Here is a 16,480-nt window from a genome sequence, read left to right as displayed (position 1 = left end):
ATGATTGAAAAAAGGAGAGAAGTTGGAATGAAGCTGGGATTTAATAGTGCTATTTTAGATGGTTGTACATTTGAAGAAGTCATAGATTTTGCATCAGAAAACGGATTTGCATGTGTGGAATTATGTGCTTGGCCAAGGGGAAAAGCGTTCCGAAAATATGCTGGTGTAACACATATTGATGTGGAACATGTAGATGTTGACTATATCCGTAATTATCTGGAAGCTAAAAATGTGAAAATCTCTGCTATTTGCTACTATCCGAATCCTCTTGATAGGGATAAGGAAAAGAGCGAGTATTATATTGCTCATCTTAAAAAATGTTTAGAGGCTGCTAAACAACTCAATGTGAATCTCGTAAACACTTTTATTGGCAGAAATCAGCATCTGTCTGTAGCTGAAAATCTTAAAATGGTAAGTGCTGTTTGGCAGCCTATTGTGGAATACGCGGAAAACTTAGGGGTGAAAATTGCCATTGAGAATTGCCCAATGCTTTTTACAAATGACGAATGGCCAGGGGGCCAAAACCTTATGACAACTCCAGCTATCTTTCGAAAAGTATTTGAGTTGATTCCAAGTAAAAATTTTGGGCTTAATTTTGATCCATCCCATTTTGTCTGGCAGCTAATGGACTATATTAAACCAGTGTATGAATTTAAAGATCGAATCTTTCATGTGCATTTTAAAGATGTGAAAATATATAAAGATCGTTTGCATGATGTAGGAGTTATGGCTGCGCCCCTTGAATATCTATCTCCCAAATTACCTGGGCTTGGTGATGTTAATTGGGGTACTTATATATCTGCACTAACAGATATCGGCTATACAGGCAATGCCGTGATTGAAGTGGAGGATAAAGCATTTGAGGATTCATTAAAATCAAGAAAAGACTCTATTATCATTAGCAAAAATTATTTAAGTCAATATTTTGTGTAAGCAGATATCTGGCTGCTAAGTCTTAAACATGGGAAATTAAATTGTATAAAAAAATAGCAAGTGATATAGTATAGAAAATATTTACTAAAGCGCTTACAAAATTAAGTGAAACGGTTCATCCTAAAATTAGAGGGAGGTATAAAGCTGTGTTTGAACAATATTTAGTGTGTGAGGAAGGTTTTAGGAATGTAGAAGATAATGGTGAAATAATAGGTTTTGAGCTGAAAATCCGGATTCCCTACTACCGAGGTATTGCATTGTCTTTAATTAATCATATAGAACTAGAAGTTAACGGAACAGCCTTTTTACAGGATGATATGGTGTTCACCGTTAATTCCGGCAGTTTCCCTTATAAAGAATTAGCAACCGTTATAAATAATCGTTGGGAATTTGGCGAAAAAGCAACACTATTTGTTCGAAAACAAGGCGGATTAAACCCAGGAGAGCATCAGGTTCGCGTATTTGTTAGTTTGCGAATCTCCTATCTACCATGGCCAAATATAGGAGAAAATCAAAAGATACTGACACTGGAAGAGAATATTAGTTAATTATTTAATGACGGGGGTGGGAAAAATGACACAGAAAGCGAATATTAAAAGAGGGGTATCACTATATAGTTATCAGGAAGAGTTTTATACAGGAAAATTAAATCTCGAACAGTGTATTGCTGAAGTTGCCAAAACTGGTGCAAAAGGGATTGAACTTTTACCAGAGCAAATGCTTTTTGGATACCCGAAAGCTTCCGATGAATTTGTTGAGCAATGGTTTGGCTGGATGGAACAATATGGTGTAGAGCCTGTTGCGTATGATGCCTTTTTAGATAATAAATTGTATGCGAATCGACTTTTAACATTGGAAGAAAATGTAGATATGATGGTAAGAGATCTAAAGCTTGCAAAGAAACTAGGATTTAAGATTCTCAGAACTTTAGTATCAACACCTCTAGAAGTTGTACAGGCAAGTATTCCTTATGCCGAAGAGTACGGAGTAAAAATTGCGTTGGAAGTACATTCTCCTTTTACGTTCGGAACTCCTTGGTTTGAGGAAAGAATGGAATATATCATTAGCAGTGGTACCCAGTGGTTTGGAATAATGCCGGATTTAGGGATTTTTGTTAAACGTATACCACCAGTTATGGAACAAAGATATATTCGTGACGGTGGCACACCGGAAATAATCCAATTTATAAGTGAAAACTATGCTAACGGTGTGGAAAAAGATAAAACATTAGAAATTGTTGCTAGTATGGAAAATTCCAATAAAGTGGACCTGGCTTATGCTGAATTGGCAAAGCATTTAATATACACAGATCCGCATATTTTGAAGAATTATATACCTTATATCATACATGTCCATGGTAAATTTTATGATGTGACAGAGGATTATCAAGAGCCTAGTATCCCGTATAAGGAGATTATTGACATATTAGCGGAGGCTGGTTACGAAGGATATATTAATAGTGAATATGAAGGGAATCGGCATATACAAGATTTTATGGAGGTCGATAGTATTAAAAAGGTAAGTTATCATCAAACCTTATTAAGTAATTTATTAGATAAATAGTAAGTTTGGGCTTGTGTTTAGTAAGTACAGGTCCTCCCCTTTTTTTAACAAGATTATAGCGGCAGTTTTTAAGAAAAAATAGAATAACTATGGAGGCTAAAGGATGTTTAATACACAAACTGTCCAAACTTCAATAGATTCAAAAATTATAGCTATTTCCGTCATGCATGGCAATAGTACCCTTGATCACGTCCATAAGGATATAGAAATAATCTATGTCATAAAGGGAAATTTACAGGTAAAAGCGAACAATAAAACGACCGAACTGAATAAATCTGATTTTCTACTTGTTAATTCAAACGAGCTGCATTCTTTTCATTCTGATTCTGATAACTTATTTATCGTTTTTCATTTGAATTATTTGCAAACTTGCTCTCTTCTTGGTCAGGAAAATCCATTATTTCAATGTAATTCAATAGAACAGATAGCTTTATCACATCAAAAACTGCGAAGCAGCCTAGATGAGCTGTTGGCTGTTTACTTAAATCAACGCAATTCCTCGATGGTATTTTTTTTAGAGAAAGTGTTTAACGTAATTTCTAGCCTTCAGCTAGAGTATTTAAAGGATAGCAGGCCGCTTGAAAAAAGAAGTTATACAACAGAAAATGGTCAAAATGAAAGATTAGTAGAAATACTTGAATATATTGAGAATAACTTTAGAGAGCCATTATCCCTTGAAGAGGTTGCAAGTATTCAATATATAACAGTGCCGTATTTATCGAAGTTCTTTAAAAAGCAAACAGGAAAAACCTTCTCCGAATATGTAAACAAAGTTAGAGTAGCACATGCAGTTAATGAGTTAATATACACAAATAAATCGATTACCCGAATTGCATTAGACAATGGTTTCCCTAATTTAGCAGCTTTTAATAGAGTCTTTAATGAAAGATTTCAGGTGAAACCAATAGAATATAGAAAACAGCATATAGAACCAAAGGAACAACATGAAATCTTAAAAGAAGATAAAACAGCTGAAAAAAAAGAGGCTTTTAGAGCATTACGTACATATTTAGAAGATGTAATTACAGCAGACGATTCAACCAAGAAGATTTCTGAAGAAAAGGATATTATAGTTAAATTAGGCAAGATGGATGCTTATACAAAATATTGGAACAAAACAATTAATATAGGATATGCAACCGATATATTAAGCTCAGATATGCAGGAACAAATCACTTTTATGCAAAACGAAATAGGATTTACTTATGCGAGGTTTTGGGGGTTATTTAGTGATGAAATGCATGTGGACGACTATTCTAAAGATAATTCCACTTACAACTTTACAAATATAAATAAGTTATTGGATTTTTTAATAAAAAATAGATTAAAACCGTTTATTGAACTTGGACCCAAGCCGAAAATAGTGTCCAAGTCTTTTGAGCATACCATCACATTTCAAACAAACAGTAAAAGATCACTTGAAGAATGGAAGAAATTATTAAGAGCGTTTTTATTACATTGTATTGAACGATATAGTATTGAAGAAGTGGAAACATGGTACTTTGAAATTTGGAGCAATGAAATTGATCCTATACATAATTTAAAGAATCCTAGTAATAATTTTGTTAAAAACATCCGGCATGACCCGGGGCAGTTTGAGGGATATTTTAATATTTTCAGCTGCTTAAAACAGACGGTAAATGAAATTGTTTCATCTGCTAAAGTTGGTGGATGTGGATTGCCTATGGATTTAGAAAGGGAAAAATTAGATAAGTTCTTTCGACAGTGGAAATTGAACGGAGTAATGCCGGATTTTTTGTCGATCTATTTGTACTCCATTGAAGTCGATTCAGATAGAAATGTTCCTAAAAAGAATATGCTCTCTACCAATCCTGATTATATGAAGATGAAGCTTAAGCAGGTAAGAGAATCTATGCTGAACGCTGGTTTTGACAATATGGAGCTTAATGTAACAGAGTGGAATATTTCCATATCTAACAGAGATTATCTTAATGACAGCTGCTTTAAAGCGGCATATATAGTGAAGAATATTGTAGATAATATTAAACAAAATGTTAATATGATGGGCTATTGGATGTTTTCCGATATTTTTAGTGATTTTAGAGATGCTAAAAATCTTCTCCATGGAGGAGCAGGGCTCGTTACGAAAAATGGAATCAGAAAACCTGGTTATCATGCCTTTGTATTATTAAAACATTTAGGGGAAATCCTTGTTGCCAAGGGACCGAACTATATTATCACCAAAAAATCAGGGGATAGATATCAAATCATCTGCTTTAATTATAAACACTTTGACTATTCCTATTATTTACATCCAGAAGGAAGCACGGATATAAAGGAACAATATGATATTTTTGAAAATAATGACAAGCTTACTATTTCATTGGAGATACAAGGTGTCACCAAGGGTGAATACAGAATGAAAGAACAAATCCTAAACAGAGAACAAGGCAGTGTGCTTGATGAGTGGTTAAATTTTGGTTCTGTTTATGATATGAAGCCAGACGAGGTTGGATATTTAAAGCGCAGATGTGTACCTTCCATGAAAGTTGATCATATTTATGTCGAAAACAATGCAATCAAAATAACTGCAGAGCTCAAGCCGCATGAAATCAGATTGTATGAATTGAATTTATTATATCGAGAATGAGCAGATGCCAGAAAAGAGGATGAAAAATGATCATTATTTTTCATCCTCTTTTTTTATTGGTTCTTAAAGATAGGAGCAAGCTGTGTAAAAAACCTTTGCCTGAAAAATAGTTATAAACATAAGAGGTTAAAAATGTCACCGTAACTTTTAACCTCTTATGTTTTACATTTGAAACAGAGCCTAGAAAAAGTCCAAAATTTGCGTTTGAGATGTTAAGAATTGAAAAGGAATATGCTGAAATAAAAGGTAAAATTATCTTTGTAAGCGGAACCAATATACCTGAAAAATAAAGGAGACTTAAAATGAGTAAACTTCGAATCGGAATTATCGGTTGTGGCGGAATAGCTAATCAAAAACATTTTCCAGCATTATCGCAATTTAAAGAGATGTGTGAGATGGTAGCTTTTTGTGATATTCATATCGAACGTGCAGAAAAAGCAGCTGCGGAATTTGGATCAACCGATGCAAAGGTTTATGAGAATTATCTGGAACTATTAAAAGATGAATCTATTGATATTGTACACGTTTTAACACCTAATGTTATGCACAGTCCGATTACTGTTGCAGCATTTGAGGCAGGAAAACATGTTATGTGTGAAAAGCCGATGGCTCATAATACAGAGGCTGCTGCGAAAATGATGGAGGCTTGGAAAAAGTCTGGGAAGAAGTTCACCGTAGCCTATCAAAACCGATTTCGAGAGGAAGTACAAGCTTTATATAAATCCTGTGAAAAAGAAGAGCTTGGAGATATCTATTTTGCAAAAGCACATGCTGTCCGCCGTCGTGCTGTTCCAACTTGGGGAGTGTTTCCTGATAAATCACAACAAGGCGGTGGGCCACTAATTGATATTGGTACACATGCTCTAGATATTACTTTATGGCTGATGAATAATTATAAGCCGGTTTCTGTTTCAGGCTCTGTATTTAATAAGCTTGGCAGCTTAGCAGAAGCTACAGAAGGAAATTTATTTGGTCCGTGGGATCCTGAAACATTTGAAGTAGAAGACTCAGCATTTGGATATATCAAAATGGACAACGGAGCCACTATTTTCCTTGAATCCTCCTGGGCACTAAACATATTAAACGCAAAAGAAGCGGCAACTACTCTTTGTGGCACAAAAGGAGGAGCAGAAATCATTTCGGGCATGGGTTATAAGGATAAAGAATTAGTTTATAACACAACACATAATGGACGATTAGTGGAAGAGCGAAGATCACCGGTTGGAAACATTGCCTATTTCGATGGCAGCAATAACTCACCAGAAGTGCTCGAAGCAAAGCAATGGCTAGAGGCTGTCCGAGAAGATAAAGAACCCCTTGTTAAACCAGAGGAAGCGTTTGTCGTAACGAAAATTTTAGACGCTATTTACCAGTCAGCAGAAACAGGGAAAGAAATTATTTTTGAAAAGGAGTAACAAGATGACGTTCATAATGAAATTGCCTTTTGTTGATACTGTCGTAGATAATAGTTTAATTAACACAACAATAAATGGAAAAAAGATTGGCTATGAATTTCAAATAAGATTAAGCTATTATCGCGGTCATTACTTATCTTGCATTGAAGAGTTATCAATTGCTGTAAACGATAAAATAATTGATTCAAATGATATTAATTTCTGTCTTAATGGAAAGGAATTCACAATAGGTCAATTGCCTAATTTAGTTTCAGAATTTTGGAATGTAGATAAGCCAGCTACTATTAAAGTTTATTCTCCAGGAGGAATAAAAGAGGGGGATTATAAGATTGATGTAACCCTCTTGCTTCGAAATGCATATATGTATGTTCCTGGAAATACAGAAAACCACAATTACGCAGTATTAGATTCTTGCGGCAGCAAGACGCTGGCACTAAATACGAGGGAAGGGAGAACTAAATTAGATGTCTGAGATAAAATTAGGAGTTTCCCTATTTAGTTTTTCAACAGATTTTGTAAAAGGCAAGCTATCATTAGAAGATTGTATCCGTTCAGCGGCAGAAATAGGGGCGGAAGGCTTTGAGCTAGTTGGGGCAACCATGCTGCCTTCTTACCCATATGCAAGTGAAAAAGTCGTGAATGAAATGAAAAGCATGACCGATCATTATGGAATTGATTTTGTCTCTTACGGAGCTAGTGCTGATCGAGGTGTCATAACTGGAAGAGATTTAACAGATGATGAATTAGTGCAGTCGACAATTTTAGATATAAAAACAGCAAGCAAATTGGGATGTAAATTAATGAGGGTACAACCACACTTATCACCAGCGGCAGTTTCGAAATTAATTCCTTATGCTGAGAATTACGGAGTGCAAATAGGTGTTGAGATTCATAATCCGCAAACACCATCTTCTCCAAAGGTTCAGGAGTATGTGGAAATATTTGAGCAAACAGGATCCAAATATATTGGCTTTGTTCCAGACTTCGGCTGTTTTGCAACAAAGCCAAATAAAGTTTACTGGGATGAAGCATTAGAAAAAGGGGCGCCATTAGAGCTGTTAGAAATGGCTGCTAATCTTCGCTATGACAGCATCCCACAAAATGAAGCTAGACAACGTTTAATCAATGCTGGAGCGAATGAGGCGGTAATGGGAGCTTTTCAGGGAATGTATGGCTTTGTAACGTTTACCCGCGAACCTGATTTAACAGGACTAGCGAAAATAATGCCACATGTCTTATATTTTCATGGGAAGTTTCATTATATGTATGATCATTTAGAAGAAGCGAGTATTCCGTATGAAGATATATTGCCAGTTATCAAGCATTCTAAATTTACAGGCTATATTATGTCAGAATATGAAGCATCAGAAAATGCTGTTGAGATGACAAAACGCCACTTACAAATGGAACGTAAAATATTACAAAATCTACAAACAGTATAATATTGATTGCTCGGTAAGCTCCCATACTAAAAGTATGGGCTTTTTTTTGCTGACAAAACGTTAGGTAAAAGCAGTATGCAATTTTTAACCCATTGTAAAAACAGATATTTATTAGATTAAATATCATGTGCTAACAGTGTAAAAAAAGGATATCTGCAGGAGGGTGATGTATATACAATATGATTAAGTAAGCGCTTAACTTATTGTAAATACAAGGCAGAGAGGAAGAGATTATAATAGTGAACTGATTTGGAAGATTTATATAATATAAGGGGGTAAGTATAAATGAGCAAAGGCTTGGATGGTAATGCTGTTACAGAGAGTATAAGTTCACAGAGCATAATCGTGAAGGATAAGGAAAGACTGTCTTTCTCAACCAAAATTAGCTATGGTTTAGGAGATTTTGCAAGTCAGCTATTTTGGAGCTTCAGCGGTTCCTATCTTACGATTTTTTATACGGACGTAGTTGGGTTTACACCAGCAATTGTTGCGATGATTATGTTAGTTGCTCGAATCTTAGATGGAGTTAAAGATCCGATGATTGGTGTTTTAGCAGATCGTACAAAATCAAAATATGGCAGATTCAGACCATATATATTATATGGGACACCATTTCTCGCTTTATTCAGTGTACTTGCCTTCACAGCTCCTGGTTTTGGCGGAAATACGGAAGCTAAAATTGCCTGGGCTTTGTTTACGTATATCGGTTTAGGGCTGTTATATACAGTTGTTAATTTACCTTATGGATCTTTAGCTGCAGTAATGTCAAAAGATTCTGGTGAACGCACAGCATTAAGCTCCTTCAGGATGCTTTTCACAAACCTAGGCAGTGTGTTGCTTGCTGTTATCTCTATGCCATTAATCTTGTTTTTTAGTGGAGGCACAGGAGAGCAAATAACGGCAAAAGGATATACCATGACAGCGCTTGTTCTCTCAGTAATTGCTATCCCGCTGTTTTATATGGTATTTTTCAAATGTAAGGAAGTGGTTCAGCCGATAAATAAAAATAAAATATCTATTAAAGATTCCCTTGCAGCTATTGTTACGAGTAAATCCTTAATATGTATATTCTTTATATTGTTAGTTTCCTTAACCGCCTTTTTTGGCAGAATGGGAGTGCAGATTTATTACTACCTATATGTTATAAAAAGGATGGATTTAATTGCGCTATTCATGCCTTTACCAGCCATAGGCGCAGCTATCGGGATTATCGTATTTGCAAGATTTGCTAAAAACATTGGCAAAAAAAATATGTTATACATCTCTTACAGTTTAGCATCTCTTTCACTTCTTCTTTTATATTTTGTAGATTTTAATAATATACCGTTACTATTAATAGGGACATTCATTTTTGGACTAACGCAATTCGGTATTCCACTTGTAATTGCGATGGTGCCTGATGCGATTGATGAAATGGAGGATAAAAAAGGGGTGCGTGCAGATGGTACCGCTTACGCTGCAACGAGTATTGCTACGAAATTTGCCAGTGCTATTGGCGGTGCAGCAACTGTTTCGTTACTAGGATTTTTTGGGTATGTTGCCAATGCAGAACAAACCGCAGAAGCGATGAACGGCATCAATCTAGTAGTTAATATTGCTCCAGCCATCTTGTTCTTGTTAGCTATTATTCCAGTTAAATTGTATGGCTTAACAGAAGAAAAGGCAGCGAAAATTAGAGAAAGCTTAGATGAAAAACATCTCAATAAAGACAATAAATAAAATGTAAGGGTTATCATAACACGCAGTTCTTTTTGAACCTTCTTTTAGCAAGCAAAGGGGATAAATAAATGCGTGTTTTTTTATGTCTTTGTACGAGAGATTAAAAAATGACCATAAATTTTTAATCTAAATAAGGGAGCAGTAAAGGAAGGATAAAAATTTAATACTTTGTGAAAAAGGATGAGAAAGTCCTTTTAAAAGATAATCGCTAAAATGAAAGAGAGTTGTAAATTATATGTAATCAGAAATGAGGGCACAAGATGAACGAATCAACCACTATAACGATACACAACAGAAAAATATTAATGACCTTATTATTAGTCGGTACTTTTATTGCAGTCTTAAATCAAACATTATTAATTACAGCATTGCCGCAAATTATGGAGGAGTTTCATACAGATGCCAATAATGCACAATGGCTTATCACATCCTTTATGCTAACAAATGGAATTGTCGTTCCTATCTCAGCATTTTTAATTGCCAGGTTTACAACAAGGCAATTATTCTTTTCTGCTGTAATCATTTTTTTAATAGGCACTATATTAGGAGCTTTGTCCTTTTCCTTTTCGATGCTGCTAATGGCAAGATTTATTCAAGCTATCGGTGCGGGCATTATGATGCCGTTAGTCTCCAATATCATCTTAACAATAACTCCAAAAGAGAAGCGGGGAAGTGCCATGGGCTTGCTTGTTCTAGTAATCTGTTTTGCCCCTGCAATCGGTCCCTCCTTAGCTGGAGGAGTTGTAGATGTTTTATCATGGCGCTATCTGTTTTACGGTACTCTCCCAATGCTTTTAATAGTGTTAATTTTTTCGCTTGTAACACTAAAGAATGTGACAGAAACAAATAAAGATGAGCGTATTGATAGTCTTTCCATTATATTATCAAGCCTTGCTTTCGGAGGAATTCTATATGGACTCAGTCTTGCAGGATCGATAGGCTGGGGAAGCCTGATTACTTATGCATGGGTCAGTATCGGAATTGTTGCACTAATATTGTTAGTGAAAAGACAATTAAAGCTTGCTCAGCCAATGCTTGAATTTAGAGTATTTAAATACAAAACATTTACAGTTTCTAGCATACTGATTGCGATTGCATTTGGAACAATGTTTGGTACAGAAACTATTGTCCCGTTATATACGCAAAATGTGGAGGGAGTTTCTGCCCTTACTTCAGGACTTATTTTGCTGCCAGGTGCGGCATTAATGGGGCTGATATCACCATTTGTTGGACGAATCACTGATAAAGTTGGGGTGAAATTGCTTGTCGTTCTTGGATTCGGGGTTATTACACTATGTACAATCCCTTTAAGTATCTTAAATATAGAAAAGTCAATTCTGCTCCTTGTTATCTTATATACGATAAGAATGGTTGGGATTGGTATGCTGATGACGCCAGTTCAAACAGGTGCTATGAATATATTGCCTCAACACCTATTCAGACATGGGGTAGCTGTGTATAGTACCTTGACCTCGATAGCAGGTTCTGTTGGAATATCGATATTAGTCTCTTTTTACACAAGCCTTGACAACCATTTAAGTTCGGAACAAATGGCGTTAGGAATAACTTTTTTGGTTATTACAGTAGTTAGCGGGTTAGGATTTCTGTTATCACTTAAGCTGCCAAAAGATAAATCAGCAGCGAAGGTCAAGGAAGTATCTGTTAATTCTTAATAGCATAGATAAACAAGCGGTCCATAATAATACAGAAGTGTTTAAGAAAAGCGTAGTTTACTTAAGACTATGCTTTTTTTGTTGCTGATAAATACGATAACTTTCCGATGCGTTCTCTCATTTTTTTAGTTAATACCGTATAAAACACGTGATATACTTAATGGAAAGCGGCGGAAGGGGGCAATTAAACCAATTTGCAACGATGCTAATATAAGGAAACCTATAAAAGGATCAATCTACATAGGATGAATTAGCACACTATTTTTAGAGTGAATGAGCTAAAGGAAAGGCTTCATTGATAAGCCGGGAATGTCTGCTTTTTGTTAACACATACTCACCGTCAGGGGGGAAACCAATGGCATTAGAACGAGGCCGATTGCTTATTGTTGATGATGAAATTCTGATAAGGCAGGGGATTAAGCATTACGTCAATTGGGAACAAGAAGGCTTTGAAATTGTCGGCGAGGCAGCGCATGGGCAGGAAGCTCTTGATTTAATAGAGGTTGTAAAGCCGGATTTTATCATTACTGATATTGTTATGCCAATAATGGATGGAGAAGAATTAACGAGAATTGTGAAGGAGAAATATCCTCATATTGAAGTGGTAGTGTTAAGCAGCTTTGGCGATTTTGATTATGTGCGCTCAACTTTTCAAAATGGGGTTCTAGATTATATTCTAAAGCCAAAGCTAGATGCAGAAAGTTTGTTAGCTGTGTTGAGAAAGATGAAAAAAAGGCTGCCTGCTCGCAAAATAGATGAAGAGGAGGCTTTGAATACCTTTGTTGCGAATGCTGTCCGAAAAATGCTGTCAGGCTATGAAGTGGAACATTCTCTTAAACTAACAGATCGCTTTTTGCATAGGAAGTATTGTCTCGTTTCAGTTGAGCAGAGAGACGGAACAGGAGAACTGTCTTCTGCTGTTAAAACATGGATTAACAGTGGTTTAAGCGAACAAGGCTATATCTGCTTTATTACAGACAACATCCTCCTTATTAACGGGGACAATTTTAAAGCACTGCACTCTTTTTTGGAAAACACAGTGGCCATAAAATACAATCTTCAATTGATAGTAAGTGGAGAATTTGAGGATTTTATGCAAATAGGAAAGATATATAAAGAAGAAATTCTAAAATTAATAAAATGCAGCTTTTACTTTCCAGATATTCCGGTTCTCACTGTACAACATTTGCATATCACTGTGACAGACCTGGAGAAATTTCATTTAGACTGGTTTATTAATGAATTTAAATGTAAACGCTTTGATTCTGCTTTTGCTTATTTGGAGGATCATGTTGCAGCTATTTCTTCTATGTATACATTGGATGTGTATGAGTATAAGTCTTTTTTTAGCAATATTATTTTTAATATCACCATCCTGCTTAGCAATATGGAATATGAGATTCATAGCTTGGAACAGTCGAAATATGTTTACTTGAAAGGAATAGAAGAGGCAAATAGTGCAGAAGAAGTTGTTAAAAAGCTGGAGTGTTTTTTGCGTGATACAAAAACGGTAATTAATACAGTAAAAACGAAGCCGGAAAATGTCAATATCAAAAACATCATTGCATATATGAATGAGCATTATCGTGAGCCTTTGACACTTACTAATGTAGCGCAGCATTTTCATTTTAATCCATCCTATTTATCCAGCTATTTTTCAACACATATGAAAGAAGGCTTCAGCGAGTACCTTAACAGAGTTAGAATAGAAGAGGCATCTAAGCTTCTTGTTGCAGGCACTGCACCAATTTCAGAAATCAGCGGAATTGTCGGCTATTCAGACCACAGCTATTTCTGTAAAGTTTTCAAAAAGATGACAGGATTATCACCGAGCCAGTTCAGGCGCAGGCAATGGGTGGAAAAGAGTTGAGCATACTATGAAGCTAATTCCTGAACGTTTTAGACACAGCAATTTATTTATTACGATGTCCTTGATTACTGTAATGATTATCATCATCGTATCCATCACCATCACATGGACAACAATTCGCATGAGTGAACAATTCTTTTTCGATAAATTCAGTATTACGAATGCGAAGGTGATGAATCAAGTGAAAGAAAGTTACGAGAAATATCATTATTCAGTCGTTCTTGCAACTAACAGCATACAGCAAAGCATTGCCATAAAGGACATATTGACAGAAAAAAGGGAAACAAATGCAGTACAGTTTCAGTCCATCTATCAGATGAGCCAATTAATTAAACGGGTTGAACCCAATATGGCAGCATATGAGGTTGGCATTATTGTAGTTGGTGCAAATGGTCTGAGCTATGCGACAAACGACAGAACGTTTTGGCCAATTACTGATACAGAGTTAAAGGAAAGCAGTTTAGCGGAGAAAACGGCTGAAAACCCGAACAGATTAATCTATCAATATGACAAGCGGCTAAATGATGATGAGAGCGGCAGCTATATTGTTGCTTCACGGGGACTTGTGAATAGGTCTGGATATACTTACGGAGCGGCTTATATATCTATACGAGAAAACGAATTTCGGAAATTTTACTCTAGTTATACAAGTCCAGGCAATGATGTTTTTTTAGTTGATAAAGAAGGCGTCATTGTCTCAAGCAGCTTGTCAGAAAAAGTCGGCAGCACCTCTAAAGAGCTAAAAGAGTATGCCTCAGAGCTTGGCAATAGTGATCATGATGATTATCTGATAGGGGAGTTTATGGGTAAGGAGCAAATAATGATGATGGAATATGTACCAGCCTTTGATATGTACATGTTCAATATCATTGATAAGCATACAGCTTTTGGTGATTTAATTGATAAGAAAAAAATTATGCTTATTTCATTAAGCATTGTTATCGCAGCGCTGTTTATCGTTCTCCTTGTTTCAAGAAGGCTGACGAATTCTTTGTCCAGTCTTGTCAAACAAATTGAGAGTGCATCAGATTATGACTTTGATGAATATGTTGCTGTTTCAGGAACATATGAAACTCGAAAGATTGGTATTGCCTTTAATTCCATGCTTGATGAATTACATGAGTATGTCGATCAGCTCGTACTGTCACAGAAACAACGGCGGAATGCTGAGCTTGCTGCCTTACAGCAGCAAATTAATCCCCACTTTTTGTACAATACACTCGCATCCATTAAATTTATTGCAAGTAAAGGCAATATTGCCGAAACAGAAGCAATGATTAATTCGCTCATATCCTTATTGCAAAATACAATTGGTGATGTAAATGAGACGATTACCGTAGATCAGGAAATAAATAATTTGCGCAATTATGTGCTTATTAATCAGAAGCGCTATGGCGATTCCGTTAAGGTGAATTATTTTGTTGCACCGAACTGTCACGACATTCTGATCCCAAAGCTAATTTTGCAGCCGTTTATGGAAAATTCCTTTTTTCATGGCTTTATCCATAAACCGCAAGGGTATATTCATGTTCTTGTATGGCATGAGGGCGACTGTTTGATTTGTGAAATTGTTGATAATGGGGATGGGATGGTAATAGCTGATGAGCATCTTCCGCAAACAAAACGGAAGCAGCAGTTTTCTGGCATTGGCATAAGAAATGTGCATGAGCGGATTCAGCTCATCTATGGCGAATCATACGGCGTGGAAATTTCCAGTGAGGTTGGCGAAGGAACAAAGGTACGAATCACCCTTCCTGTTCAAAGAAAATAATAAAATCTAAAAAAAGTCCTATTTGAACATTGGAAGCGGATTCATTTTTGTGAAAATACTACAAAAACACAAAAATATCTTCCTAACGATGCACCCCAATAGGATGATAACATAATAGTTGTAAGTGATAACGCTTACAAATAATATTCATACTTGGGGGGAAATCGATGAAAAAGATTCTTGCACTAATACTAGCCAGCGTTCTACTTTTGGCAGCCTGTTCATCTGGCTCCAATACAGAGAATGCTTCAGGAGACTCTAAGGATACAAATAAAATTACGGTATGGGCTTGGGATCCTAACTTCAACATTAAGGCGATGAACTTGGCAGTAGATTCCTATGCCGCTGAAAATGCTGACCTTGATATTGAAGTAATGGAAAACGCTCAAGATGATATCATTCAAAAGCTTAATACGTCTTTAAGCTCAGGAACGACGAAGGGGCTGCCAAATATAGTCCTAATTGAGGATTATCGTGCACAAAGCTTTCTTCAAGCATATCCAGACATGTTCTATGAGTTGAGTGATTCTTTTAAGCAAGAGGATTTCGCTCAATATAAAATTGCACCTACAAGTGTAGACGGCAAAAACTATGGTCTCCCATTTGATACAGGGGTAGCAGGTTTGTATGTCAGAACAGATTATTTAGAGCAAGCTGGCTATACAGTGGATGACTTAAAGGATATTGATTGGAATGAGTATATTGAAATCGGCAAAAAGGTGAAGGAAGCAACAGGCAAAAACATGCTTACACAAGACCCTAATGATCTTGGTTTGATTCGTATGATGATTCAGTCTGCTGGATCATGGTATACAAAGGAAGATGGTGTGACGCCTGACTTATCGGGAAATACAGCTTTAAAGACAGCGTTTGAAACATATAAAGCACTATTGGATGCAGATATTGTTTCACCTGTTTCGGACTGGAGTCAATTTTTAGCAGGTTTCAATAGCGGTGAAGTAGCCACAGTTCCATCAGGAAACTGGATTACTCCATCTGTTAAAGCAGAAAGCTCTCAAGCTGGTAAATGGGCAGTTGTTTCTATGCCGCGCTTGCCAGATGTGGAAAGCTCCATTAATGCTACTAACTTAGGCGGAAGCTCTTGGTATGTTCTAAATGTTCCTGGAAAAGAAAAAGCAGCTGAATTCCTAGCGAAAACGTTTGGCTCTAATGTTGATTTTTACCAAACATTGAATAAAGAAGTAGGTGCTATCGGCACTTATTCTCCAGCAGTGGAAGGTGAAGCATATCAAGAAGCAGATGATTTCTTTAATGGTCAGCAAGTCATCGCGGATTTTGCGAACTGGACAGAGCAAATCCCGCAAATTAACTATGGACTGCACACATATGCCATTGAAGATCTGCTTGTCGTAGAGGCTCAAAACTACTTAAAAGGTAAAGCTCTTGATACTGCCCTAGAGGATGCCCAAAAGCAGGCAGAGGCGCAGATTAAATAATCGAGTAAACTTTAGAGCCTTGGATT

General features: G+C 36.3%; 12 protein-coding genes. All 12 read left to right on the top strand.

What is annotated here, in order from left to right; translation table 11 throughout:
* Positions 1-27: 27 nt before the first annotated feature.
* The 12 genes from L8T27_RS11340 (at position 28) to L8T27_RS11285 (ending at position 16,454) form a co-directional block, all read left to right on the top strand.
* A complete protein-coding gene (locus tag L8T27_RS11340; protein ID WP_248574440.1) occupies positions 28-933 on the top strand; it encodes a sugar phosphate isomerase/epimerase family protein in 906 nt (301 codons plus the stop codon).
* Positions 934-1,079: 146 nt separating this feature from the next.
* On the top strand, positions 1,080-1,481 hold the full coding sequence (locus L8T27_RS11335) for a C-glycoside deglycosidase beta subunit domain-containing protein (RefSeq protein WP_233313577.1): 402 nt from the start codon (positions 1,080-1,082) through the stop codon (positions 1,479-1,481).
* 25 nt (positions 1,482-1,506) lie between these two features.
* A complete protein-coding gene (locus L8T27_RS11330; protein ID WP_237941574.1) occupies positions 1,507-2,496 on the top strand; it encodes a sugar phosphate isomerase/epimerase family protein in 990 nt (329 codons plus the stop codon).
* Positions 2,497-2,599: 103 nt separating this feature from the next.
* Positions 2,600-5,107 (top strand): GH39 family glycosyl hydrolase, encoded by a 2,508-nt coding sequence (locus L8T27_RS11325; protein ID WP_237941573.1) that lies wholly within the window; start codon positions 2,600-2,602, stop codon positions 5,105-5,107.
* A 302-nt stretch (positions 5,108-5,409) separates the two neighbouring features.
* Positions 5,410-6,522: a Gfo/Idh/MocA family protein gene (locus tag L8T27_RS11320; RefSeq protein WP_233313580.1), complete on the top strand. Its 1,113-nt coding sequence runs from the start codon at positions 5,410-5,412 to the stop codon at positions 6,520-6,522.
* Positions 6,523-6,526: 4 nt separating this feature from the next.
* Positions 6,527-6,994, top strand: a complete 468-nt coding sequence (locus tag L8T27_RS11315; protein WP_237941572.1) for a C-glycoside deglycosidase beta subunit domain-containing protein — start codon at positions 6,527-6,529, stop codon at positions 6,992-6,994.
* The gene (locus L8T27_RS11310) at positions 6,987-7,964 is read left to right on the top strand and encodes a sugar phosphate isomerase/epimerase family protein (RefSeq protein ID WP_237941571.1); all 978 of its coding nucleotides are present in this window, start codon (positions 6,987-6,989) and stop codon (positions 7,962-7,964) included. The genes L8T27_RS11315 and L8T27_RS11310 overlap by 8 nt, the downstream gene beginning before the upstream one ends.
* Before the next feature lie 285 nt (positions 7,965-8,249).
* Complete coding sequence (locus tag L8T27_RS11305) at positions 8,250-9,683, top strand: MFS transporter (RefSeq protein WP_233313583.1); 1,434 nt, start codon at positions 8,250-8,252, stop codon at positions 9,681-9,683.
* A gap of 260 nt (positions 9,684-9,943) precedes the next feature.
* The gene (locus L8T27_RS11300; RefSeq protein WP_237941570.1) at positions 9,944-11,356 is read left to right on the top strand and encodes an MDR family MFS transporter; all 1,413 of its coding nucleotides are present in this window, start codon (positions 9,944-9,946) and stop codon (positions 11,354-11,356) included.
* Positions 11,357-11,711: 355 nt separating this feature from the next.
* Positions 11,712-13,226 (top strand): response regulator transcription factor, encoded by a 1,515-nt coding sequence (locus L8T27_RS11295; protein WP_237941569.1) that lies wholly within the window; start codon positions 11,712-11,714, stop codon positions 13,224-13,226.
* A gap of 7 nt (positions 13,227-13,233) precedes the next feature.
* Positions 13,234-14,997 carry a cache domain-containing sensor histidine kinase gene (locus tag L8T27_RS11290; protein WP_237941568.1) on the top strand — a complete coding sequence of 588 codons (1,764 nt, stop codon included), beginning with the start codon at positions 13,234-13,236 and terminating at the stop codon, positions 14,995-14,997.
* A 167-nt stretch (positions 14,998-15,164) separates the two neighbouring features.
* Positions 15,165-16,454 carry an ABC transporter substrate-binding protein gene (locus tag L8T27_RS11285; protein ID WP_237941567.1) on the top strand — a complete coding sequence of 430 codons (1,290 nt, stop codon included), beginning with the start codon at positions 15,165-15,167 and terminating at the stop codon, positions 16,452-16,454.
* Positions 16,455-16,480 lie beyond the last annotated feature (26 nt).

Origin of the sequence: Niallia sp. Man26, assembly GCF_022049065.2 — a bacterium.
Classification (GTDB): domain Bacteria; phylum Bacillota; class Bacilli; order Bacillales; family Cytobacillaceae; genus Niallia.
Note: the sequence above shows the minus strand (reverse complement) of the source record. Positions and strands in the feature narration are given on the sequence as shown.